General features: G+C 36.3%; 23 protein-coding genes. 7 read left to right on the forward strand and 16 right to left on the reverse strand.

Annotated features, from left to right (window positions below; all coding sequences use genetic code 11):
* Nucleotides 1–136 precede the first annotated feature (136 nt).
* Nucleotides 137–847: an SAM-dependent methyltransferase gene (locus MMF97_RS04460; protein WP_243359803.1), complete on the forward strand. Its 711-nt coding sequence runs from the start codon at nucleotides 137–139 to the stop codon at nucleotides 845–847.
* 6 nt (nucleotides 848–853) lie between these two features.
* Here MMF97_RS04460 and MMF97_RS04465 read toward each other — a convergent pair whose 3' ends face one another.
* From MMF97_RS04465 to MMF97_RS04505, 9 genes are all read right to left on the reverse strand, one after another.
* Complete coding sequence (locus MMF97_RS04465) at nucleotides 854–1309, reverse strand: hypothetical protein (RefSeq protein ID WP_243359805.1); 456 nt, start codon at nucleotides 1307–1309, stop codon at nucleotides 854–856.
* Nucleotides 1296–1667, reverse strand: a complete 372-nt coding sequence (locus MMF97_RS04470) for a phage holin family protein (protein WP_243359812.1) — start codon at nucleotides 1665–1667, stop codon at nucleotides 1296–1298. Before MMF97_RS04470 ends, MMF97_RS04465 begins: the two co-directional genes overlap by 14 nt.
* A gap of 25 nt (nucleotides 1668–1692) precedes the next feature.
* The gene (locus MMF97_RS04475; protein WP_243359814.1) at nucleotides 1693–1959 is read right to left on the reverse strand and encodes a YtxH domain-containing protein; all 267 of its coding nucleotides are present in this window, start codon (nucleotides 1957–1959) and stop codon (nucleotides 1693–1695) included.
* Between the two features lie 150 nt (nucleotides 1960–2109).
* Nucleotides 2110–3555 carry a hybrid sensor histidine kinase/response regulator gene (locus MMF97_RS04480; RefSeq protein WP_243359816.1) on the reverse strand — a complete coding sequence of 482 codons (1446 nt, stop codon included), beginning with the start codon at nucleotides 3553–3555 and terminating at the stop codon, nucleotides 2110–2112.
* Between the two features lie 4 nt (nucleotides 3556–3559).
* Nucleotides 3560–3976 carry a response regulator gene (locus tag MMF97_RS04485; protein WP_243359818.1) on the reverse strand — a complete coding sequence of 139 codons (417 nt, stop codon included), beginning with the start codon at nucleotides 3974–3976 and terminating at the stop codon, nucleotides 3560–3562.
* Nucleotides 3973–6375 (reverse strand): sensor histidine kinase, encoded by a 2403-nt coding sequence (locus tag MMF97_RS04490; protein ID WP_243359820.1) that lies wholly within the window; start codon nucleotides 6373–6375, stop codon nucleotides 3973–3975. Before MMF97_RS04490 ends, MMF97_RS04485 begins: the two co-directional genes overlap by 4 nt.
* Before the next feature lie 69 nt (nucleotides 6376–6444).
* Nucleotides 6445–7854 (reverse strand): sigma-54-dependent transcriptional regulator, encoded by a 1410-nt coding sequence (locus MMF97_RS04495; protein WP_243359822.1) that lies wholly within the window; start codon nucleotides 7852–7854, stop codon nucleotides 6445–6447.
* A gap of 123 nt (nucleotides 7855–7977) precedes the next feature.
* Nucleotides 7978–8760, reverse strand: coding sequence for an enoyl-CoA hydratase/isomerase family protein (locus tag MMF97_RS04500; RefSeq protein WP_243359823.1), 783 nt, complete (start codon nucleotides 8758–8760; stop codon nucleotides 7978–7980).
* A 2-nt stretch (nucleotides 8761–8762) separates the two neighbouring features.
* On the reverse strand, nucleotides 8763–9182 hold the full coding sequence (locus tag MMF97_RS04505) for a cobalamin B12-binding domain-containing protein (RefSeq protein ID WP_243359825.1): 420 nt from the start codon (nucleotides 9180–9182) through the stop codon (nucleotides 8763–8765).
* 117 nt (nucleotides 9183–9299) lie between these two features.
* On the opposite strand from MMF97_RS04505, the gene MMF97_RS04510 reads away from it, so the two are divergent.
* A complete protein-coding gene (locus MMF97_RS04510) occupies nucleotides 9300–10952 on the forward strand; it encodes a glutamine--tRNA ligase/YqeY domain fusion protein (protein ID WP_243359826.1) in 1653 nt (550 codons plus the stop codon).
* A 107-nt stretch (nucleotides 10953–11059) separates the two neighbouring features.
* Here the strand turns inward: MMF97_RS04510 and nadD are convergent, their stop codons facing one another.
* The 4 genes from nadD to MMF97_RS04530 form a co-directional block, all read right to left on the reverse strand.
* Nucleotides 11060–11647: a nicotinate (nicotinamide) nucleotide adenylyltransferase gene (gene nadD, locus MMF97_RS04515; protein ID WP_243359828.1), complete on the reverse strand. Its 588-nt coding sequence runs from the start codon at nucleotides 11645–11647 to the stop codon at nucleotides 11060–11062.
* 6 nt (nucleotides 11648–11653) lie between these two features.
* A complete protein-coding gene (gene gmk, locus MMF97_RS04520) occupies nucleotides 11654–12220 on the reverse strand; it encodes a guanylate kinase (protein WP_243359836.1) in 567 nt (188 codons plus the stop codon).
* Between the two features lie 56 nt (nucleotides 12221–12276).
* On the reverse strand, nucleotides 12277–13140 hold the full coding sequence (locus tag MMF97_RS04525) for a YicC/YloC family endoribonuclease (protein ID WP_243361168.1): 864 nt from the start codon (nucleotides 13138–13140) through the stop codon (nucleotides 12277–12279).
* Between the two features lie 69 nt (nucleotides 13141–13209).
* Nucleotides 13210–13950, reverse strand: coding sequence for a lysophospholipid acyltransferase family protein (locus MMF97_RS04530; RefSeq protein ID WP_243359839.1), 741 nt, complete (start codon nucleotides 13948–13950; stop codon nucleotides 13210–13212).
* 70 nt (nucleotides 13951–14020) lie between these two features.
* On the opposite strand from MMF97_RS04530, the gene MMF97_RS04535 reads away from it, so the two are divergent.
* Nucleotides 14021–14734 carry a hypothetical protein gene (locus MMF97_RS04535; RefSeq protein WP_243359841.1) on the forward strand — a complete coding sequence of 238 codons (714 nt, stop codon included), beginning with the start codon at nucleotides 14021–14023 and terminating at the stop codon, nucleotides 14732–14734.
* Here MMF97_RS04535 and rnc read toward each other — a convergent pair.
* From rnc to MMF97_RS04550, 3 genes are all read right to left on the reverse strand, one after another.
* Nucleotides 14727–15455 carry a ribonuclease III gene (gene rnc, locus MMF97_RS04540; RefSeq protein WP_243359856.1) on the reverse strand — a complete coding sequence of 243 codons (729 nt, stop codon included), beginning with the start codon at nucleotides 15453–15455 and terminating at the stop codon, nucleotides 14727–14729. The genes MMF97_RS04535 and rnc overlap by 8 nt on opposite strands.
* A gap of 83 nt (nucleotides 15456–15538) precedes the next feature.
* Nucleotides 15539–16792, reverse strand: a complete 1254-nt coding sequence (fabF, locus tag MMF97_RS04545; RefSeq protein ID WP_243359867.1) for a beta-ketoacyl-ACP synthase II — start codon at nucleotides 16790–16792, stop codon at nucleotides 15539–15541.
* 28 nt (nucleotides 16793–16820) lie between these two features.
* Nucleotides 16821–17057, reverse strand: coding sequence for an acyl carrier protein (locus MMF97_RS04550; RefSeq protein WP_008508386.1), 237 nt, complete (start codon nucleotides 17055–17057; stop codon nucleotides 16821–16823).
* A gap of 152 nt (nucleotides 17058–17209) precedes the next feature.
* Here MMF97_RS04550 and MMF97_RS04555 point away from each other — a divergent pair, with 152 nt between their 5' ends.
* The 4 genes from MMF97_RS04555 (at nucleotide 17210) to MMF97_RS04570 (ending at nucleotide 22596) form a co-directional block, all read left to right on the forward strand.
* Nucleotides 17210–17629, forward strand: coding sequence for an IPExxxVDY family protein (locus MMF97_RS04555; RefSeq protein WP_243359870.1), 420 nt, complete (start codon nucleotides 17210–17212; stop codon nucleotides 17627–17629).
* A 126-nt stretch (nucleotides 17630–17755) separates the two neighbouring features.
* Entirely contained in the window at nucleotides 17756–19186 is a 1431-nt protein-coding gene (gene pyk, locus MMF97_RS04560; protein WP_243359879.1) for a pyruvate kinase, read from the forward strand.
* Between the two features lie 132 nt (nucleotides 19187–19318).
* Nucleotides 19319–20203: a DMT family transporter gene (locus MMF97_RS04565; protein WP_243359881.1), complete on the forward strand. Its 885-nt coding sequence runs from the start codon at nucleotides 19319–19321 to the stop codon at nucleotides 20201–20203.
* Between the two features lie 74 nt (nucleotides 20204–20277).
* A complete protein-coding gene (locus tag MMF97_RS04570) occupies nucleotides 20278–22596 on the forward strand; it encodes a S9 family peptidase (RefSeq protein WP_243359883.1) in 2319 nt (772 codons plus the stop codon).
* Nucleotides 22597–22956 lie beyond the last annotated feature (360 nt).

The following is a 22956-nucleotide window of genomic DNA, read 5'->3' on the forward strand; positions in this document are numbered from 1 at the left end:
ATTTTACAAAAAATTGGGTTTTGACCATTAATGTGTTTAAAAAATTAGTCAGATAAGGAACTAAATTTGCTACATGTTTAAAACAAATGGGATTAAAACTTGTTTTTAAAAGTTTTGGCAAAATTTTATTTTATAAATGCATAAAGGAACCTTATTTCTTATCCCTGTTCCGTTAGCTGACGATGCTGCGGCTAAATCTTTTACTCCGTTTCTGGTTGAAACCATTAATCAGATTAAAGTCTATATTGTAGAAAACGAGAAAACTGCCCGTAAGTTTTTAAAAGAAGCCGGATTAAAAATACCTCAAAGCGAACTGATTATTCATGATTATGGTAAGCATAAGCGCGATGGAAACGTTGAACATTTCTTTACGCAATTGAATAAAGGACAGGATGTGGGTTTAATGAGTGAAGCGGGTTGCCCTGGTATTGCTGATCCTGGAGCTGAAATTGTGGCAGAAGCGCATAAAAAAGGAATTAAGGTAGTGCCTTTGGTTGGCCCTAATTCTATGATACAGGCTCTGATGAGTTCAGGATTTACAGGTCAAAGCTTTGCTTTTCACGGCTATTTACCTATTAACAAGGCTGAAAGGACAAGAAAAATTAAAGAATTAGAGCTCTTAGCATCTAAACATTTGCAAACTCAATTGTTTATGGAGACTCCCTTTAGAAATAATCAATTGCTTGATGATTTGCTGAAAACCTGTAATCCACAAACTTTACTTTGCATTGCCAGCAATATCAATGCGGAAAATGAATTTATTAAAACCAAAAGTATAGCTGCGTGGCGCAAAGAACAGATAGACCTACATAAGCAGCCTACGGTATTTGTATTATATAAACCTTAAATTCTGCTAATAAGTTTCGCTATCAGGTGGGATGCCATAATCAGCAAAATTTAATGGCTTGCTCTTCTTTTCTGATTTACTGAAAATGGAAGTGATAAAAGATTTTATATGAGATATTGCGCCTGTAATTTGATCAGCATCTAAAGAATTTCCTATTTTACCTGATATCAAAGCCCCCAGAGTTTTGGTAATTAAACCAGAACCTCTAAATAGGGTTTTATTCAAGATAAAAGGCAATATCACAGACATCATTTTGCCTGTAATATTGGTTTTCTCATCAATCTTAAAGAGTGTCTTTGAATTGGTTAATTTGTTCAAAAAATATAAAGGAGAAAACTGATGTATATAAGTTTTGGCATTGCTCTTCAATGCTTCTTCTCTTAATAAATAAGAAGATTTGAGACGAAGCCTTTCAGATTGCAGATCTGCTAATGATTGGATATGTGGTCTAATTTTCGTCATCTTTATCGGCAACTTTTTCAAAATATTTCTTAATAAACAAATCAACCAGCCATTTTTCTATGATGTTATCCTTAGTAAGGAATACTATAATGGATAAAAGAAGGTAAACTCCTGCAACGCATCCAAAACCTGCCACATAACTTCCAAATAAATTCGATAGAAAAAACGCAAGTGTTACCGAGCCAAATAAAAAGGCTAGTGTAAATCCTATGGCAACAACAGCATTGGTTATAAAATCTGCTGCTATTTTAGAACCTTTTTCTACCGTGCTCAGGCGTATGTACTCAATTCTTTCTTCTACGTATTCTTTTGCCTCAGCAACAATTTCTTCGAGTTTTATTTCCTTCTTTTCTTCCATTACGCTTTAAAAAATATTTACCGGCTTAAACGTGCTCTACTTCGTCAGAATATTCTTCTTCAACATCGCGAAGCTTGCTTTTGATTGAGCTCACTACTTTGTCTTTTAAACTGCTCAAGTTATTAATCTCATCTGCAGCTTTATCTTTAATGGCATCGCCAAGATCTTTTAACGACTGACTTAATTTATCACGGGTCTCACTTCCTTTATCAGGAGCAAATAATAAGCCTAATGCTGCACCTGCTGCTAATCCAGCTAATAATGCTACTACAACTTTTGAGTTATCTTTCATGACGTTTATAATTAAAGGGTATTAAATTCTAATATAATAACTGTTATTTAAGTAAAAATGTTTTTGTTTCCAGCTAAAATAGCTAAAATAGGTGTAAAAAACTTATCATGAAATGATTATCTGATAAGCTTTTTACAAGGGGAAGATATTCTAATAAGCTATGGGTAATTTTACGATAACAAGATTTCCGGCGTCTTGTGGCTTGATCTCTATTATACCATTGTGATTCATCACAATTTTCTGCGCTTCGGTTAAAGCCAACCCATTACCATTCTTTTTGGTGCTAAAAAAAGGCTCCAATATATTATCGTTATAATTTTTGCCCAAACCTGTACCGTTATCTTCTATAAGTATAGAATAGAAGCCGCTATCTTTAATGGTGGTAATATGAATAGTTTTAGGGAAATCATGCATATTTTCGATTGCATTAACCAATATATTTTGCAATGCTTTTTTTAACTGGTATTCATCGGCCAGTATTTCCAGATCTGCATTTAGAATATCTTTATCTACCGAAATTCTTTGCCCTAGTATCAGATCGTTAACCTGGTTCAGCGCATCTTCTATAAGCTCTTTAATGTTTGCTTTTTCAAAAGAAAGCGGTTTATTCTCTGTGCTTACAATTACCTGTTTAATGAGCTGGTTAATGTTATCACAATTGGTTTTAATGATATCCAGATTAGTTTGTACGGTTTCATTATAAGCCAGATTCTTATCTGTATTAAGTTCTTCAATTACGAAGTTGATTGTAGATAAAGGATCTCTAATCTCTTCGGCAAAAGCTTTAGCTATATGTGCAGATACGCTTAGTTTACTCTGATTGATAGAGTTGTTTTCTTTGTATTTTCTTGGAGTAAGATCATGAATAATGGTATGATAGATGCTCATAATATTCTGAGGATCTATCTGTAAGAAAGAAGAAAGAGTACAAAAATAAGTTTGTCCGCTGCTCGAAATCATCTCACATTCAAAGTTACTTACGGCGCCCTTTGTTTCGAGCTGTTGAATAAAGTTATCTCTGTCTTCAGAATTCTTAAACAATTGCCTGTCTGTAACTGTGTTCAGATCATTGGGATGAAATCCGAAAAAGCTCAACCCAGCTTTATTCATCTCATATATTTTGCCGTTGAAATCTGAAATCAAAATGGGTTCCTTTGTTTTTTCAAAAATTACCCTGAATTTAAATTCACTTTCTTTAAGCGCCTTGGTGGCTTCGGCCTGTTTTAAGGCATAGCGTAATGTTCTGTCAAGGAGTTGTGCATTGATCTGATCTTTTACCAGATAATCGGCTGCTCCAAAATTCAAGGCTTGCTGATCTATATCATAATCGCCTTTTCCGGTTAAGATAATGATAGGCTCTTTTATTCCTGATAAGACAGCTTCATTTAAAAGGTCTATTCCGGTGTTTTTGCCCAGTCTGTAATCAACTAAATAAATATCATGTTGCTGTTTTAAAACAGCATTAATACCTTTTTCAAAGCTATTGGCCCAGCTCAGTTCATAATTCTTAATGCTGGGTATTTGAGAGAAAATATCTTTTGTGATGATAAAATCATCTTCATCATCATCGATTAGTAGAACCTTTATCTTTTCCATAAGATCAATTTGAAGGAAGCCATTTCTGGGAAACAATTTTAGCAATATTTACCAGATCTGAAAAGTTAGATGGTTTAGTAAAGAAATCAGTTGCACCTAAATTAAAAACACTATCAATATCATCTTTATTTTTAGTGGTTGATAAGACCACAACAGGGATATTTTCTGTTGAGGGATTAGCTTTTAAGGCCTTTATCACACCTCTTCCGTCAAGGACAGGCATGTTTAAATCGATTAAAATTAACTTAGGCAGGAAATCTTTTTGGCTCAATTCCATAACCTGTTCTACCAACAGTTTACCGTTAGAAAGAAACTTTATTGAGGTCTGGTTAATTTCACTGAAAGCTTCCATAAGCATAAGTGTATCATCCGGGTCATCTTCTGCAATTAAAATTAATGGCTCCAAAAGTTTGTCAATCATGATAGCGCATGTTGGTTTACAGGTAACAAAATAGAAAATGTAGCTCCTAAACCTTCTTTCCCTTCTGCAAAAATATAACCGTTATGATTTTCTATGATCTTTTTACAAATGGCTAAACCCATTCCTGTACCCTGGTACTCGGCTCTTGAGTGTAACCTTTGGAACATATCAAAAATCTTTTCGGCATAATCCTGGTCAAATCCAATCCCATTATCTTTAATTGTTACCAAGCAATATACAGTATTTTTGTGAATTTCACTATATGATGTCTGGTTGCTGTTTATGAGTTGCGCATCAATCTCAATGAGAGGTTTAACATCAGGCTGGATAAACTTTAATGAATTACTTATGATGTTTTGAAATAACTGTGCTAATTGTGTTGGGGAGCCTTCAATATGCTGGGCAACATTTAAATTTACAGTTGCATTAGCGGTTTCTATACTGTAATCTAAATCAGTAAGTACTTTTTTAAAGATGTCGGCTAAATTGATATTTACAAATGTTTGTGGCTGCTGTTTGGTTGTTCTTGAAAAGGCAAGTAAATCATCTATCAGGTTTTGCATACGACTTGCGGCATTTTGCATGCGTACAATGTAATCCTGTCCTTCTTCGGCCAGCTGTGGACTATATTTGGTCATTAGCCGGTCTCCAAATGCTCTTATTTTTCTTAAAGGTTCCTGTAAATCATGTGAAGCCACATAAGCAAACTGTTCTAATTCTTTGTTTGAAGCGTCGATCTGAGTGATTTTTTCTTCAAGTTGTCTTTGTGTTTGTTTAAGGGCGGTTACATCCTGCGTGTTTCCCAGATAAGAAAATCCACCATATATCTCGTCTTCTTTATACCTGGCAACGGTAGTTACAAATCTGATTTCGCCATTGGGTCTGATAATTTTGTAATCTAATTTAAAAGAAGATTTATGAATAATTGCTCTTTCAAAGGTTGCTTCGAATACTTCATAATCATCGGGATGTACCAAGCTTTTAAAGCTTTCTAAGGTGATAAAAATAGAGTGGGGCAAGAAACCATGGATATTATACATTTCATCAGACCAGAAAAAATATTCATCAGTAACTTTCCATTCCCAGCTGCCGTTGTGCGATACCGTTTCGGCTTCACGTAACAGAATCTCACTTTTACGCAATTTAAGCGTAGCTCTTTTAAGCTCGGTGATATCCTGCATGGTGCCAATAAGTTTGTCGTCTTTTTCGGCATAGTATCCTTGCGTAAGAACGTATTTTCTTTCTCCGTTACTGAGCAGAATTTGATACTCTACAGCAAAGTTGGTTTTTTTATGTAGCGCATGTAAAAACTCCTTTCGCAATTTGGCTCTATATTCAGGTACAATTAGTTCGTTGTTTAAGATCTCTTCAGGCGTAAGGTCAGCAGGAGGAAATCCGAATATTTTATAAACCTCATCTGAAAGCCTGTATTTTTTTGATTTAATATCCAATTCCCAGCTGCCTATATGAGATATTTCTTCTGCTCTGGCCAGTAATTTTTCGCGGTCTAAAAGATGCTGTGTAATAATTCTCTTTTGCTTGATTTCTGCATTTAAGGCTGTAGCCATTTTTTCTTCATTTCTAAAGGTTTCTACATAATGCAGAATGGTACCGCCTAATAAAACCAGATAACTTAAAAAGCGGAGAAAAAATGCAGTATTAAAATAAATATCAAAGGCTTTGAAGCTAATTGCCATTAAGATCTGTGCGATAATTAAAGGCGCTATACTTAAAACCAATAATTTAGAAAAGATGTTATAATACCTGAGTTTGAACTTAGGGAGCAGGAGAAATGTCCAGATCAGTAGAAGGCAAAAAGGGATGATGTATATTACATCGAACTTTATTGCCTGCATAAAGAAAATGTTATATAGCGGATAGTTTTTGTTGTAATAAATAATGCTTACACAACACAGAAACAATAAAATGGTAAGAAGTGTGGTTTTGGTAATTGCTTTTTGTTTTTGGGCTAAAGTTCTTTTATGTCTAGACTTTAATTTCAGGTAAAATATAGTTCCCGATAAAAGGTTAGCAGCATAAAAAATATTGGTAATAGACCATACAAAATAGATGTTGTTATGGGCAAGTATAAGGTTATCAGCCAGTTTGCTTTGGTTTAGAGTTAACAGCAGATAACCGTCTAAAGCACCTGCACCTAGCAGTGTTAAACCAAAAAGGGTAATTGTAAGTTCTTTGCGAAGATAAAAATCAACACATGCCAATACACCTGCAAATAAAGCCGAAGCAATGCCTAATACAATCCATACGGTGGTATAAAAACTCAGATCAAGCTTAAAGCCCAAAAAAACCTTGTAGGATTCGTATTTATTGGCAGTGAGTTCTGTGCACAACAGGGGTACCATTGAGATGAGGCATAGCGCAGCAATAACAAACCACATCTTTTTAGTTAAAGGCAGCGATTGTTTAAGCCTGTATGTCACAAGATTTTGGAAAAAATTACTCACATTCTATTTGTCGAGGTCTATAGCCTTCATTTTATTGTAGAGTGTTTTTCTGTCGATGTTTAAAATCTTGGCCGCTTTGGTTTTGTTAAAATTGACCTCTTTTAGCACGTTGAGTATAGTTTCATACTCAGCTTCGAGGGCAGCATTTTTTAAGTCCCGTACTTTAGGCTTTTCGGCTTCATTTTCAGGATTTAAATTATAAACAGAACCTTTGGCGTAGGTAGATATTTCGAGTGGAAGTGCTTTGGTTTGGACTTCTTCTGTTTCTGTAAGTAAAGTAGCTCTTCTTACCACATTTTTAAGCTCACGCACGTTGCCGGGCCAGTTGTAGTTTAAAAAACAGTCTATTACTTCCTGAGAGAAGGTTTTAACTTCTTTGTTAAGTTCTTTATTGGCTACCTCTAAAAAGCTGTTTGCAAAAGACAGAATATCTTTTCCTCTTTGACTTAAAGGAGGTAAATGAATAGCAAACTCATTAAACCTGTGGTAAAGATCTTCACGAAATCTACCTTTAGAGATAGAATCCTGCAAGTTTTCGTTGGTAGCAACTATAATCCGTACGTCCAGATCAATTTCTTTGGTACTGCCTATGCGCTTAATTTTACGTTCCTGAACAGTTCTTAATAAAACAGCCTGTATATCGTATGAAAGATTGCCCACTTCATCTAAAAATAAAGTGCCACCATTGGCCATTTCAAAATGACCTATTTTAGTATATAAAGCACCTGTAAAAGCACCTTTTTCATGCCCGAAAAATTCACTGCCTGCAAGTTCTTTGGTTAAAGATCCACAATCCATAGCCACAAAAGGTTTGTCTTTTCTGGGACTATTAAGGTGAATGGCTTTGGCTACAGATTCTTTTCCGGTTCCACTATCGCCAATTAATATCACACTGTATGCGGTAGGAGCAACCAATAAAATTTGTTTCATCAGATCTTTTGAGGCTGCACTTTGGCCAATTACAAATTCATCACTAAATACGTAGGTAGATTTAGTTTTGGATTTTTCTTTTTGAGGCTCTTCAGTATGGCTGATAGGAGCATTGAGTGCGTTTTGGGTTTCAATTGCTTTATTGATGGTATTTAATATCTCATCCGGATAAAGCGGTTTGGTGATGTAATCATACGCACCTAATTTAATCAGTTCTACAGCCAGTTTGATGTCTGAATATCCGGTGATGATGATTACTCCGGTTTTAGGATAACTGTTCTTGATTCTAACCAGCATTTCCTTGCCATCTGTATCTTCCAGCCTGTAATCGCACAAAACCAGATCATAATTATCTTTAGCTAAGTGCTCCATCGCAGAAGCTCCGCTTATGGCGCTGGTTACTTCAAATCCATTACGGGTTAAAAATTTAGATAAGAGTAAACCAATGTTAATTTCATCATCAACAATTAATATTTTTCTCATGGTAATCTGGCTCGTAAACTTTATTTCAGCCTAAATATAGAGAAAAAAAATGCGATGGGAAATATTTTCTACACTTTTTTGAAAAAATGTGTAGAAAATAAAGATATTAACAATCGTGAAGGATTAATTGCCTTTAAATGCGGGTTTGCGTTTTTCAAGGAATGCGTTCACACCTTCTTTAAAATCGTTGGTGTTAAAACAGTTGGCAAACTCGTTGATCTCAACCTCAAATCCGTTAATCTGGCTTTGTCCCGATGCGTTAATGGCTTTTATAGCACTGCTTAAAGCTAAAGGTGCTCTCAAGATAATTTTGGCCAAAATTTCTTCGGCTTTGGCAATCAACTGGCCTGGTTCGGTAACATGGTTTACAAGTCCTGTTTTTTCAGCTTCATCTGCAGTAAGCATATCGGCAGTGAAGATCATTTCCATTGCTTTACCTTTACCTATAAGCTGTGCTAATCTTTGTGTTCCGCCGTATCCGGGTATGAGTCCTAAAGTAACTTCGGGTAAACCTAATTTTGCATTGTTGGAGGCTATGCGAATGTGACAGGCCATGGCTAATTCTAACCCCCCGCCTAAAGCAAAACCATTGATGGCAGCCAAAACAGGTTTTGTACAATTTTCAATTGCATTGAAAACGCTTTCCTGGCCAATTTTTGCCAACTGGCGACCTTCTTCAACATTATAATTCTGGAATTCACTGATATCAGCTCCGGCTACAAAAGCTTTTTCTCCAGCCCCAGTAATAAGAATAGCCTTTACATCAGCATTTTCGGTAGAGGCTTGAATTGCCGTTGCAATCTCTTCTAAAACAGATCGGTTTAATGCGTTTAATTTTTGAGGGCGGTTTATAGTTAAATAAAAAATATGATTTTTTACTTCAGTTAAAATGTTTTGATATTCCATAGTTAAAAAGCTCTGTTAGTGGTTACCCAATCTTCAATATATTTTACAATAGATGCCATTGGTGTGCCAGGTGCAAAAAGCTCTCCTACGCCAATTTGTTTGAGTTTTTCCATATCTGCTTCAGGAATAATTCCGCCTCCGGTAAGCAACACATCATCTAATTGTTTGGCTTTCATCAGCTCCATTACCTTTGGGAAAACAGTCATATGAGCACCTGAAAGGATAGAAATGCCTATTGCATCCACGTCTTCCTGTAAAGCGGCATTAACCACCATTTCGGGAGTTTGACGTAAACCAGTGTAAATCACTTCCATGCCGGCATCACGTAGCGAAGTGGCAATAACCTTTGCTCCGCGGTCATGACCGTCTAAACCCACCTTGGCAACTAAAACACGTATAGGCCTATTCAGTTTTTTATCCATAGTTTATATTGATTGGCCGTAAATTTAATTAAAATACCAATCTTATTATGCGATAAGCTAAAAACACCGTAAAAATCTTTATAATCTTGCTAACTTTGCATTTTAATTTTTATCTATATGAGCGAGGAAAAATCATTAAATTTTATTGAAGAAATAATAGAAAATGATTTAAAGAGTGGAAAATATGAGACCTTGGTAACACGTTTTCCGCCAGAGCCTAATGGCTATCTGCATATTGGCCATGCTAAGGCTATTTGTTTAAATTTTGGTTTAACTCAGAAATACGGAGGTTATACGAACTTAAGGTTTGATGATACCAATCCTGTTACTGAGAAAACAGAATATGTAAACAGCCAGCAGGAAGATATCAAATGGCTTGGATTTGAGTGGAAAAATGAATTGTATGCTTCTGATTATTTTGGTCAGTTACATAAATTTGCTGTAACACTAATAGAAAAAGGTTTAGCTTATGTAGATCATAGTACAGCCGAAGAAATAGCCTTGCAAAAAGGCACGCCAACAGAATCTGGTGTAGATAACGTTTACAGAAATCGTTCTGTAGAAGAGAACCTGGATCTTTTTAACCGGATGAAAAACGGTGAATTTGAGGATGGTGCATGTACCCTACGTGCAAAAATAGATATGGCCAGTCCTAATATGTTAATGCGGGATCCAATTATTTACAGGATTAAACATACGCCTCACCATCGTACAGGGAATGAATGGTGTATTTATCCTATGTATGATTTTGCACATGGACAGAGTGATAGTATAGAAGGCATCACACATTCAATCTGCACTTTAGAATACGTTTCGCACCGCGAATTATACGATTGGTTTATTGAAAAACTAGAGATATTTCCATCTAAACAATATGAATTTGCCCGTTTAAATCTTACCTATACGGTAATGAGTAAACGCAAGCTTTTGCAATTGGTTAATGAAAAGCATGTGGCTGGTTGGGACGATCCGCGTATGCCAACGATTAGTGGCTTGAGAAGGAGAGGATATACACCAGAAAGTATCAGGGAGTTTTGCGAGCGTATTGGTATTGCCAAGCGTGAGAATCTGATCGAACTGAGCTTATTGGAATTCTGTATCAGAGAAGATCTGAACAAGAAAGCAAATAGAGTAATGGCAGTGTTAGACCCTATAAAGTTAGTCATTACCAATTATCCAGAAGGGAAAGATGAGATTTTGGTAGGTGAGAACAACCCAGAAGCAGAAGATAAAGGAGGTATGCGTGAAATTCCATTTAGCAGAGAGCTTTGGATAGAACGCGAAGATTTTATGGAAGAACCTGCTAAAAAATGGTTCAGATTGGCTCCGGGAGCAATGGTAAGGCTTAAATTTGCTTACATTGTTCAATGTGATAGCTTTGAAAAAGATGCAAATGGTGAGATCAAAACCATTTACTGTACTTATATCCCTGAATCAAAAAGTGGTTCAGATACTAGTGGTATCAATGTAAAAGGTACTATTCATTGGGTAAGTGCAGCTCATGCAAAAACAGCTACTGTTCGTCAGTATGATCGTTTATTTACCGTAGAATCTCCTGATGCGGAAGAAGGTGATTTTAAAGATTACCTAAACCCGAAAAGCATGGAGGTAATTGAAAACGTTTACATAGAACCTCATTTGGCTAAAGCCAACCTAAGCGACGGATATCAGTTTATTCGTAAAGGATATTTCTGTCTGGATAAGGATTCAACAGCAGATCATTTGGTGTTTAACCGTGTGGTTTCGTTAAAGGATAGTTGGAAAGGATAAGATATCCCATAGGTAAACATTCTTATAAATAAAAAGCAGCGATCAATTGATCGCTGCTTTTTATTTATAATGGCTGCTGAAATGAGTTCAGCATGACACCCTTAAGACTAGCTATATAAATTCTTTTTATCTATAAACTCTATCACTTTATCGGGCACTAAGAACCGGATGTTCTTTCTTTGTTTTATAGCATTGCGAATAAAAGTAGAAGAGATTTCCATTTGAGGAGTAGTTGTAAAAGTGATAGAAGGATGGGTTTCCCATTCTTCAACATTAGCCTCTGGCCTTGGATATACATAAATATTGTAATCTCTTAGCAATATCTCATAGTTTTTCCATTTTTTAAAAGAAACCAGATTATCGGAACCCATAATAAGGATAAACTCTTTACTTGGGTACTTTTCTTTAAGGTGAGTAAGCGTGTCAATGGTATAAGAAGGTTGAGGCAACTTAAACTCTATATCACTTGCTTTTAAACAAGGTGTATTTGCAATAGCCAGATTAACCATCTCAAGACGATCATACATATTGGCCAAGCTGCTTTTTTGCTTAAGCGGGTTATGTGGAGAAACTACAAACCAAACCTCATCCAGATCGCTAAAATTGGCCATATAATTGGCTATGATCAAATGCCCGATGTGTACCGGGTTAAATGAGCCAAAGAATAAGCCGATTTTTTGCCTGGTCTTTTCCATTTTAAACTATCCGCCAATAAACTGCCCAACCAGTTCTTCTGCTTCTTTGCAGGCAATCTCTAAATCAAAATTCTTTAAGATAACATCAAACTTATCTGCATATAAAAGCTCTTTTTCGGCCTTTATAAATCTTTCCTGTAATTTTTCAGGGCTGTCTGTACCACGACCTACCAAACGCTCTTTCAGCACTTCAAGAGAAGGGGGTTGCACAAAAATAGCTAAGGCACGTTCGTTAAATTTTCGTTTAAGGCGTAAACCACCTTCTACATCAATGTCAAAAATAACGTGCTTGCCCGAATCCCATATTCTGTCTATTTCGGAGCGTAAGGTTCCATAAAAAGTTCCACTATACACTTCTTCAAACTCTACAAACTCCTGATGGGCAATTTTATGTAAGAATTCTTCTTTGCTGATGAAATAATAATCTTTTTCATTGGTTTCATTTCCTCTGAGTTCTCTTGTTGTAGCAGAGATCGAAAAACTTAGCTGAGGAAATTTACTCAACAGGTGTTTTACTATTGTTGTTTTTCCGGCTCCGGATGGGGCAGAGAATATGATAAGTTTGCCTTGCATAATGTGCATTTTGTGTTTGGCATTTGCGTTCGGCACTTATTGCCCAACGCTTATTGCTACAACACGTTCAATAATTGTTCTTTGATTTTTTCTAATTCTTCTTTCATGCCTACAACCAACTGCTGTATTTTGGCATCATTGGCCTTTGCACCCATGGTATTGATTTCTCGCCCTATTTCCTGTGAAATAAAGCCTAATTTTTTACCATTTGCTTCGTTGCTTTTCAGGGTAGCCATAAAGTAATCGCAATGACTTTTCAGGCGGGTCTGCTCTTCTGTGATATCTAACTTATCGATGTAATAAATCAGTTCCTGTTCAAATCTATTCTGGTCTATATTGGTTTTGCCGATTGTCTCCTCAAGAAATTGGCTAAGACGTTCTTTTATAACAGGTACACGTAAAGGAGCAAGTTTTGCTACTTCTTCAAAGTGTTCCAATATATTTTTTATGCGAAGCTCAAGATCTGCCTGTAAAACTTTGCCTTCATCGGCTCTAAACCTGTTAAAGTTAAGAACGGCCTTTTCAAAGGCACTGTTTAAAGCCTGCCACTCACTTTCACTAGCTTCTTCTTCTGCATATGTAATTACTTCAGGGAAATTAAGTGCAGTTTGTAAAAGATTAGAACTTCCTGCTTTTAGGTTTTCGTTAATCTGCTGAAGTTGATTGTAATAAACAGTTAATAACTGGGTGTTTATTTTAGCACCTTTTAAAGCTTCTTCATTGCGCTCAACATTGATACTTACGCTTACTTTTCCTCTCTCTATTTCTTTACTGCAAATATTTCTTAAGTATAACTCCTTCTCAGAAAATGCACGAGGAAGTTTGAGGTTGAGCTCCAGAAACTTTGAGTTCAACGATTTAATCTCTACCAGAAATTTGGTGTTCTGATGTTCGGTAGAGGCCAAGCCAAAGCCTGTCATTGATTTTATCATGTGCAAAGATATAAAAAAAGATAACGCTATAAATATTTCGTTTTATGATTGAGCATGTTATGTTGCTTCAGATAGCAACGCGTTATACATGATTTGATAAGTTTTTTCTTTTAAAGCCGGAATATCGCTTTCTGTTAAACCCTCAACTTCTATAGCAGGCAACATCATAACCTTAATTATTCCTGGCCTTGCTTTTAAAGGGTTGGTTCTGGGCAGAAGATTTTTGCCATTTACCATAACAAAAGGTAGTATAGGTGTTTGTGTTTGTATGGCAATTCTGAAAGCACCATCATAAAACTCAGATAAAGGTTCATTGGTTTTATTCATAGTTCCTTCAGGAAAGATCAATATAGATTGCCCTATTGCAATTTCTTCTTTTAAAATCTGCACAGAGTGGGCCCGGCTTTCGGCGCTACTGCGGTCTATCATGACTACAATTCTTTTATATATCATGCCAAAAACGGGGACTTTGGTCATTTCTATTTTACCTAGTGCAAAGAAGTGTTGTGGAATGCATAAACATACCGCAACCGCATCTAAATAAGAACCATGGTTACCTACATAAATATGAGGTCTTTTGTGGTCTATATGCTGTTTTCCATGGGTTACAACCCAGAAAAAGCTAAGACAGCTAAATAGAAAAGCCCATGCTCTTAAGCATACCAGAATAATTTTTTTTCCTGTTAGACCGGGTAATAAAAAAGAAATCAATAAAACCAGCGGAAAAGCAATAAGCATTAAACTTATAAATATGATTGCAGCATAAAACAGGTAAACAACAGAAAGGGCTTTTCTCATGAATTAACTTTTTTTAACGCGAGCTTAGGTTAAACATTTGTTAAGTTTACAGATTAAAAATAAGGAAACTATGTATAAGTATGCCACCTCTTTTCTTTTTTTATTGATTTTTACGATTAAGGCAGCATTTGCTCAAGAAGAGTTTGTGGTGAACGGGGCAATATTTGAAGCGGGTTCAAAAATCAGGATTGCTTTGGCAGAAATTAAGAATAAAAGAACTGGATTTTCTATCGGCAGTAATGATATGGGTATCTTTAGTTTAAAGGCTGCTTTGGGCGATACGCTTGAAATAACCAAAAGGGGATTTAATGATGCTGTTGTTGTGGTAAGTTCCAAGAAGGACATCATTTTAAATCTTAATCGGGGCAACTTATTAAATGAAGTTGTAATTAAGGGACAAAGCAAGGCTAAAGAACTGGAAGAAATGAAGCAAGAATTCCGAAATAAAGGAAGTTTTTATAATGGCAAACCTCCATTGTCATTGTTAAATCCTTTTGGTGGTAGTCCGCTTACGTTTCTATATGAGCTTTTAGGTAAAACACCGCGTCAGGCACGTAGATTTTCACGACTTTATAACTCAGAAATACAACAAAACCAGATAGACCTGATTTATAACAAATCTGTAATCAATAAATACACAGGGCTTACAGATAAAGAACTTGAAGATTTTATGGTAAAATACAGACCCGAATACGAGCAGGCTAAACACTGGAATCAATACGATGCCATAAAATGGATCAACACTTGTTTTAAGCAATATAAAGAAGAAAAGGGGATTAAATAGCTAAAGCTTCGCAGGCTTTTTCTGCTGCTAATTTTTCAGCATTTTTCTTGTTGTAATCTCTGCCAGTACCTAAATTTTCCGAATCGATCAGTACTTGTACGGTAAAGAGTCTGGTGCTTTCTCCTTCCTGGTTTTCTACAACATCAAAAGATATTTCCTTACCATTACGTTGGCACCATTCAATTAACCTACTTTTAAAGTTAGTTTCGGTGATTTCTAAAGTATGTATATCAACATAAGGGTTGATGATACGTTTGATCAGAAAACTTTTTGTGAAATTATAACCCTTGTCCAGATAAATAGCACCTACCAAAGCCTCAAATGCATCGCCCAACATAGAATGATGTTTAGACTGGGGATTAACTGTTTTCTGATCGAAAACAATGAGCTTATCAAAGGCCATTTTTCTAGCTAACTGATTTAAATTACCCCTGTTTACAATTTTAGAACGCATTTCGGTTAAAAAGCCTTCGTCTTTGTAAGGGTAACTTTTGAAAAGCAGTTCGGCAACCACAGATCCTAGTACTGCATCGCCCAAAAATTCTAATCTTTCATTGCTGCTACGGGTACCGTTCTTTAATACTTTAGCCACAGACCTATGCCTAAAAGCCATTTTATAAAGGCTTACATTTCCAGGGATAAATCCTAAAACGTTTTTCAGCTTTTTGATAAACTCTTTATTGGAAGAGAAATAAAGCTTGTATAGGTTCAGCAAATGCATTAAATGTTAAGCAAGCAAATTCACAATCAAAGTATAGCATAAATATACAATACAATAATTTTAATCAATATAAATTTGGGCTTTTATTCTTCGTACTTTTTAAAGACTACAGACGCATTGTGTCCGCCAAAACCAAATGTATTACTTAACGCAGCTCTAACAAGACGTTTTTGTGCTTTGTTAAAAGTAAAGTTCAGATTTGGATCAAACTCAGGATCGTCGGTAAAATGGTTAATTGTAGGAGGAACAATATCGTTTTGTACCGCTAAGATTGCCGCAATAGATTCAACAGCTCCGGCAGCACCTAATAAATGGCCTGTCATTGATTTTGTTGAACTGATGTTTAATTTGTAAGCATCTTCGCCAAACAAATTAACAATCGCTTTAGCTTCCTGTATATCGCCAAGAGGAGTTGAGGTACCGTGAACATTGATGTAGTCAATGTCGCTGGTATTTAATCCTGCATCTTTCAAAGCGTTAGTCATTACCATTTTTGCACCTAAACCTTCAGGGTGTGGGGCTGTGATGTGATGTGCATCAGCACTCATACCTCCACCTACAATTTCGGCATAGATTTTTGCACCACGTGCTTTGGCATGTTCTAACTCTTCGAGAATGATTGTACCTGCACCTTCTCCGGCTACAAAGCCATCGCGGTCTTTATCAAACGGACGTGAAGCCGTTTGTGGATCATCGTTACGTGTAGAAAGCGCATGCATTGCATTAAAACCACCCATGCCCGCTTCATTGATGATGGCTTCTGAACCACCACTGATGATTACATCGGCAATACCCAGGCGGATATAGTTGAATGCATCAATCAGGGCATTGGTTGATGAAGCGCAGGCAGAAACTGTAGCAAAGTTAGGTCCATGCAATCCATACTTCATTGAAATATGCCCGGGAGCAATATCAATAATCATTTTAGGGATGAAAAAAGGGTTGTACCTAGGAGTTCCATCGCCTTTGGCAAAATTTGAAATTTCATCCAAAAACGTTTTTAACCCGCCAATACCGGCACCCCAGATTACGCCAATACGATTGGTGTCTAACTTAGAAAAGTCAAATCCACCATCTTTTACGGCTTCTTCTGTGGCAACCAAAGCGTATTGCACAAAAGGGTCTAACTTGCGGGCTTCTTTTTTGTCCAGAAAATCTTCCGGATTGAAATTTTTAACCTCGCAGGCAAACTTCGTTTTGAATTTTTCAGTATTAAAGCCTTTGATAGGCGCAGCGCCACTCACACCATTTGTTAATGCCTCCCAAAAATCAGGAACGTTATTCCCAATTGGAGTGAGTGCGCCCAAACCAGTAACTACAACTCTTTTTAATCCCATTTATAAGTATTGTACAGAAAAAGTATTTCTACTTAACGTTTTTTTCTAAATAAGCGATTGCTTGACCAACAGTACCAATTGTTTCTGCTTGATCATCAGGAATTGCTACGTTGAATTCTTTCTCAAATTCCATAATTAGTTCTACAGTATCCAATGAATCTGCACCTAAGTCGTTTGTGAAAGACGCTTCTGGCGTAACTTCACTTTCATCAACTCCTAATTTTTCTACGATAATAGCCTTTACTCTTGAAGCAATATCAGACATAATTTTATAATTTAATGGTTAAATAATTCAGTGCAAAGAAAAATAAAATTCTCGCACTTGCCAAATGTTTTTATTTCTCGGTTAAATTTAAGCTTAAAAAAAGCAAATTAAAATTAGTTTTATATTTTCGTAATTCTAATAAAAAAAATGTTTTGAACAAAACTTATTTAAAACTATCGTTAGATTTAGACTTTGTTCTAATTGCCGTTACATCTTCTTTAAAAGACTACACCCTGTGTCATAAAATTAATACCAATCTTAATTTTGAATTTGAAAAAATTGAAGATCACGAGGTGTTTTTTAATGTAGATGAGCCTGCGGTTTCTTTTTCTAAATACTATTATGCACAGGAAGATGGCGAAACCGAGTTTTATTTAATCAGCAATAAAGGTTCTGAAGGTTTCCTTGTTCCTGAAATGAATAAAGTAGATTATTTTATGGTTATTCATAATTATATCGATAAAGAAGATCTTAATTCTATGCTTTCCGGATTAAATAAACTGCCTGATATTCAGGTTGCTGTGCAGATAGATGTAAAGAAATTAAAGTCTAAAGAAAATTTGGTGATGTAATTTTTACTGTTAGTGTAGCATTTACACTATATTTGAGTTTTAAATAACAGAGCAATCTTAATAAAACCTGTAAGCGTATTGCCATAAAGCAGATGCATTGGGTTTTGTAAAAAAAATAATAACAAGATGAAACCATATCATTCCAGAACAAAAATTGTAGCAACGTTAGGACCGGCATCGGCAAAACCTGAAGTTTTATATAGTATGATCAACGCAGGTTTAGATGTTTGTCGGTTAAATTTCTCTCACGGCTCTCAGGAAGATCATCAAAAAGTTATTTCTACAATCAGAACAATTAATAAAAAACACCAATACAATGTAGGTATTCTTGCCGATTTACAAGGACCAAAAATCAGAATAGGACTGGTTAAAGATGGCGGTATAAATCTGGTAAATGGTGCCAGAACTGTGATTACAACACAGGAGTGTATTGGTAATGATGAACGTATTTACATTACTTATGATAATTTTCCTAAAGATGTAAAAGCTGGTGAGATCATTTTATTAGATGATGGTAAGCTACAAATGCGTGTGGTAGAAACCAATTATAAGGACGAGGTAGTATGTGAGGTGGTTCACGGAGGGATTTTAACTTCTAGAAAAGGAGTTAATCTACCTAACACCAAAGTTTCTATCCCTTCTTTAACAGCAGAAGACCGTAAAAATCTGGACTTTGTTTTAGAGCATGATGTAGAATGGATCGGTTTGTCTTTTGTACGTAATGCCAGCGATATTGTTGAGCTGAAAGATATCATTAAAGAAAGAGGAAAAACAGCAAGGGTTGTAGCCAAAATTGAAAAACCTGAAGCTATTGCCAATATTGACGAAATTATTGAAGTTACAGATGCTGTAATGGTTGCCAGAGGTGATTTAGGTGTTGAAATGCCTATGGAAGAAGTGCCTTTACTTCAAAAAATGATTGTTAAGAAATGTAGAGCAGCTTCTAAACCGGTAATTATTGCTACTCAAATGTTAGAGAGTATGATCACAACACCGCGACCTACGCGTGCAGAGGTAAATGATGTGGCTAATTCTGTGCTCGACGGAGCTGATGCCGTGATGCTGAGCGGCGAAACATCGGTGGGAGAATTTCCTGTAATCGTTATAGAAACGATGCAGAAAATCATAATCAATATTGAGCAGAATAATTATCCTTTTCACTCTGATAAGTTCCTTAAAGCTCATTCACCAAGCTTTTTAAGCGATTCGGTTTGTAGCTCGGCCTGCTCACTTTCAAAATTGGCTAATGCTGCCGGTATTGTTTCAATGACCCAAAGTGGTTATACTGCATTTGAAGTTTCAAGTCACAGGCCACAATCACAGATTTTTATTTTTACAAGTAACGAAAGCCTGTTAAATACGTTAAGTCTGGTTTGGGGTGTAAGAGGGTTTTATTACGATAAGTTTGAAAGTACAGACGTAACCATAACCGAAGTAAATGAGTTCTTAAAGAAAAAGAAGCTAATTAAAAAAGGAGATGTGGTAATTAATACTGCTGCTATTCCATTAGAGCGCCGCAGTAAAACCAACATGATAAAAGTTACGGTTATTGAATAAATAAACTCAATTAACCTCAACAGGTTACTTAGAAGGCGTTACAATTTGGCTGTTAAGCGACAGGTGAAGCCTTTAAGGTAACCTGTTTTCTTTTATAAGAAGCTAATATTTACCTCTTATCTTTATTGTTGAATGAAAAGATCATACATTGAATTGCATATTGCGGTTCTTTTAGCCGGCTTTACCGGAATATTTGGACGCCTGGTAACCTTAAATGCCGTTTTAATTAGCTGGTACAGGATGATGCTGGCCGGAATTATATTGGTATTACTGGCACTATTAAGCAAACAGAAATTTAATATCTCTTTAAAAAAGCAAATACAGATTGGGGCAGTAGGGGCTGTATTGGCTATACACTGGGTATTTTTTTACGGTAGTATTAAATATGCCAACATTTCTGTAGGAGTGGTCTGTTTTGCATTGAGCAGTTTTTTTACGGCAGTTTTAGATCCTTTACTCAGCAAAAGAAGAATTGCTATACAGGAAGTTCTTTTAAGTGGTATCAGCGTTTTAGGTATAGGACTAATCTTTGGCTTGGATTCTACTTACAGATTAGGCATTTTTTTAGGAATGATTTCTTCTTTATTCTCTGCCGTCTATACCATTCTCAATAAAAAGCTTGCAGAACAATATACCGGAAAAACGATACAGCTTTACCAAATGACCTGGGGCTTTTTAGGTTTTTCCTTATTAATGCCCTTGTTTGCCTTTATCTTTAAAGTAGATAGGTATTTACCCACTCTTAAAGATTTGTTCTGGTTGCTGATATTGGTGGTCTTTTGTACCATATTGATGTATGTATTCATTCTGAACGCATTGAAGAAAATATCAGCATTTACGGTAAGTTTAAGTTTTAACCTCGAGCCGCTTTATACTATTTTCTTAGCCATTATCATTTACCACGAGAACCATGAATTAAGTCTGGCATTTTATGCAGGCTTATTGCTTATTGTGCTTTCTGTGGCGTTGCAAATGCTAAGAGTATGGCGTCTTCAACTAAAATCTACAGGTAATTAGCATGTATTATTGTTAATACTTTAGGTATTTAAACTACAAACAGCGTAACTTTATCTACGTAAAAACTAATTAAAATGAAGATAAATTTACTTACTGTTGGTTTAGTGCTGTATGGCTTTACTGCCGGGGCACAAAAACTTAAATTAACCGATAAGGATTATCAGCGGGCCGAAGGTTTTATGTCATATAATCTGGATAAATATTATGATGATGTAACGGTGAGGCCAAATTGGGTAGATAATACCAAGTTCTGGTACGTAAGCAATGCCAAATCGGGTGCCACGTTTATGTTGTTTGATGTGGTAAAGAAATCAAATGCACAAGCATTTAACCACGATTTACTAGCTAAAGCACTAAGCGTATCTACAGGCAAATCTTATACGGCAGCAACACTTCCGTTCAGAAGTATAACTGTTTCGGCTGATGGTACACAGATCGGTTTTATGGCCGAAGGTAAAAACTGGCAATTTAACAATAAAACCAACGAGCTTATTAGTACTAAAGAAGCTAATAATGCAGTTGCAGAACGTGGACCAGGAAGAAGGGGTGGCTTTGGAGATAATAGCGTAGCATCTCCAGATGGTAAAAAAGCAGTTTACATTGAGAACTGGAACCTTTGGGTAAGAAATAATGAAACCGGGGCAACCAAACAGTTAACTTTTGATGGCGTTAAAGATTACGGTTATGCAACAGATAACGCAGGTTGGAAAAACAGTGACAGACCTATTGTAAAATGGTCGCCCGATTCTAAAAAGGTGGCTACTTTTCAACAGGATCAGCGTCATTTGAAAGATATGTACCTAGTAAGTACAAATGTAGGTTCTCCAACCCTGAGGGCATGGAAATACCCATTGCCGGGCGATAAAGAGGTAGCAAAATTAAGAAGAGTGGTGATTGATGTTGAGCAGGCAGCTATTGTAAGCCTTAAAATGCCTTTAGATGTACACCGAAGTTCTTTAAGTGATGATATTGTGGATGGAGCTCAACTGGCAGATGTTGATTGGAACCCTGATGGCAGTGAGTTGGCTTTGCTCTCTACTTCAAGAGACCACAAAATTTCTAAACTTAGAATTGCCAACGCTACTACAGGCGAAGTTAGAGAGGTATTTGAAGAAGTGGTTCAAACACAATTCGAATCGGGTAGAGGAACAGTTAACTGGCGCTACTTACCTAAAACCAATGAAATTTTATGGTACTCTGAGCGTGATGACTGGGGGCATATGTATCTGTATGATGCGAAGACCGGTAAACTGAAAAATCAGATCACTAAAGGGAATTGGTTGGTAGGCAGATTGCTTAAAGTTGATGAGAAGAACAGACAATTGTATTTCACAGGTTACGGTCGCGAGCAAGGCAACCCTTATTTTGCTTATGTATATAAAATTGGCTTTGATGGTAAAGGTTTAACTTTACTTACACCTGATTTGGGTAATCACCAAGCTGTTTTCTCGCCATCAGACAATTACCTTGTAGATACCTATTCACAACCGAACGTAGCTCCAGTAAGTGTTGTTAGAGATGCAAAAGGCAAAGCTTTACATACTTTTGAAAAGGCCGATCTTTCTAAACTGCAGGCTGCAGGTTGGAAAACACCTGATGTAGTGAACGTAAAAGCGCATGATGGTAAAACCGATATATACGGGTTGGTATTTACACCAAGCAAAATGGAACCTAACAAGAAATATCCGGTAATCGATTACATCTATCCTGGTCCGCAGGGTGGAAGTGTTGGTAGTTGGGCTTTCTCTATTGCGAGAGGTGATCATCAGGCGCTGGCAGAATTAGGCTTTATTGTAGTCTTGATAGAAGGAACCGGAAATCCTTTCCGTTCTAAGAGTTTTCATGATATGAATTACGGCAATATGGCCGAGAATACACTTCCTGATCAAATAACAGCGATTAAGCAACTGGCAGAAAAATATCCTATTGATATTGATAAAGTTGGTATCTGGGGACATTCAGGTGGTGGTTTTGCAACTGCTGCTGCGCTTTTCCGTTATCCTGATTTCTTTAAAGTAGGTATATCTGAATCTGGTAACCACGATAACCGTAACTATGAAGATGATTGGGGCGAAAGATATAATGGTTTAATGGAGAACGTAGATTATGCCGCGCAGGCTAACCAAACTTATGCTAAAAATTTAAAAGGTAAATTAATGTTGGCCCATGGCTTGATGGATAACAACGTACCTCCATATAATACTATGTTGGTGGTTGATGCCTTAATCAAAGCCAATAAAGATTTTGACCTGATTGTTTATCCGAATAGTGCACATGGTTTTGGACAGTTTAGCCCTTACATGATGCGCCGCAGATGGGATTATTTTGTGAAAAACTTGCTGGATGCAGACCCTCCACAAAATTACCCTTTGAGAGGTACTGATGTAAAATAAGATACATTTAAACAAATAAGAGGCTGTTTCAAAGTACTAAGGTTAATTTCCAAAGACTTAGAAGCAGCCTTTTCCTTTTGGTTCGCCTACCAAATTAGCTTTTCAATATTATAAAGCCTATCTTTGAGAAAAAGGGATAAAAATTTAAATAGCATGATCCTATTTGAAAAAATGTATTTCTTCTCAAATTATAAAGACTTTAATGTTTTTTGCCCGGCTGTTCTCTAGTCCGGGATTTCCTTTTGTACATTATTGTTAATTCTAACGCTGTGTAAGATTTGTCTTATACGGTATATCATTTTTTTAAGCTTTAAAACCATGCGTTTCTTCATTTGTCATTGGGTATGTGCTACCGACTTT

This window comes from Pedobacter montanisoli (assembly GCF_022809115.1).
Classification (GTDB): domain Bacteria; phylum Bacteroidota; class Bacteroidia; order Sphingobacteriales; family Sphingobacteriaceae; genus Pedobacter; species Pedobacter montanisoli.

What these genes read in the sequence shown, in the direction of transcription:
- MMF97_RS04570 (WP_243359883.1), top strand. Translation starts at nt 20,278, where the DNA reads ATGAAGATAAATTTACTTACTGTTGGTTTAGTGCTGTATGGCTTTACT.
- MMF97_RS04490 (WP_243359820.1), bottom strand. Translation starts at nt 6,375, where the DNA reads ATGTGGTTTGTTATTGCTGCGCTATGCCTCATCTCAATGGTACCCCTG.
- fabF (WP_243359867.1), bottom strand. Translation starts at nt 16,792, where the DNA reads ATGGGATTAAAAAGAGTTGTAGTTACTGGTTTGGGCGCACTCACTCCA.
- MMF97_RS04495 (WP_243359822.1), bottom strand. Translation starts at nt 7,854, where the DNA reads ATGAGAAAAATATTAATTGTTGATGATGAAATTAACATTGGTTTACTC.
- MMF97_RS04525 (WP_243361168.1), bottom strand. Translation starts at nt 13,140, where the DNA reads ATGACAGGCTTTGGCTTGGCCTCTACCGAACATCAGAACACCAAATTT.
- MMF97_RS04470 (WP_243359812.1), bottom strand. Translation starts at nt 1,667, where the DNA reads ATGGAAGAAAAGAAGGAAATAAAACTCGAAGAAATTGTTGCTGAGGCA.
- MMF97_RS04475 (WP_243359814.1), bottom strand. Translation starts at nt 1,959, where the DNA reads ATGAAAGATAACTCAAAAGTTGTAGTAGCATTATTAGCTGGATTAGCA.
- MMF97_RS04505 (WP_243359825.1), bottom strand. Translation starts at nt 9,182, where the DNA reads ATGGATAAAAAACTGAATAGGCCTATACGTGTTTTAGTTGCCAAGGTG.
- rnc (WP_243359856.1), bottom strand. Translation starts at nt 15,455, where the DNA reads ATGCATTTGCTGAACCTATACAAGCTTTATTTCTCTTCCAATAAAGAG.
- MMF97_RS04460 (WP_243359803.1), top strand. Translation starts at nt 137, where the DNA reads ATGCATAAAGGAACCTTATTTCTTATCCCTGTTCCGTTAGCTGACGAT.
- MMF97_RS04500 (WP_243359823.1), bottom strand. Translation starts at nt 8,760, where the DNA reads ATGGAATATCAAAACATTTTAACTGAAGTAAAAAATCATATTTTTTAT.
- pyk (WP_243359879.1), top strand. Translation starts at nt 17,756, where the DNA reads ATGAAACCATATCATTCCAGAACAAAAATTGTAGCAACGTTAGGACCG.
- MMF97_RS04565 (WP_243359881.1), top strand. Translation starts at nt 19,319, where the DNA reads ATGAAAAGATCATACATTGAATTGCATATTGCGGTTCTTTTAGCCGGC.
- MMF97_RS04485 (WP_243359818.1), bottom strand. Translation starts at nt 3,976, where the DNA reads ATGATTGACAAACTTTTGGAGCCATTAATTTTAATTGCAGAAGATGAC.
- MMF97_RS04480 (WP_243359816.1), bottom strand. Translation starts at nt 3,555, where the DNA reads ATGGAAAAGATAAAGGTTCTACTAATCGATGATGATGAAGATGATTTT.
- MMF97_RS04530 (WP_243359839.1), bottom strand. Translation starts at nt 13,950, where the DNA reads ATGAGAAAAGCCCTTTCTGTTGTTTACCTGTTTTATGCTGCAATCATA.
- gmk (WP_243359836.1), bottom strand. Translation starts at nt 12,220, where the DNA reads ATGCAAGGCAAACTTATCATATTCTCTGCCCCATCCGGAGCCGGAAAA.
- MMF97_RS04550 (WP_008508386.1), bottom strand. Translation starts at nt 17,057, where the DNA reads ATGTCTGATATTGCTTCAAGAGTAAAGGCTATTATCGTAGAAAAATTA.
- MMF97_RS04465 (WP_243359805.1), bottom strand. Translation starts at nt 1,309, where the DNA reads ATGACGAAAATTAGACCACATATCCAATCATTAGCAGATCTGCAATCT.
- nadD (WP_243359828.1), bottom strand. Translation starts at nt 11,647, where the DNA reads ATGGAAAAGACCAGGCAAAAAATCGGCTTATTCTTTGGCTCATTTAAC.
- MMF97_RS04510 (WP_243359826.1), top strand. Translation starts at nt 9,300, where the DNA reads ATGAGCGAGGAAAAATCATTAAATTTTATTGAAGAAATAATAGAAAAT.
- MMF97_RS04535 (WP_243359841.1), top strand. Translation starts at nt 14,021, where the DNA reads ATGTATAAGTATGCCACCTCTTTTCTTTTTTTATTGATTTTTACGATT.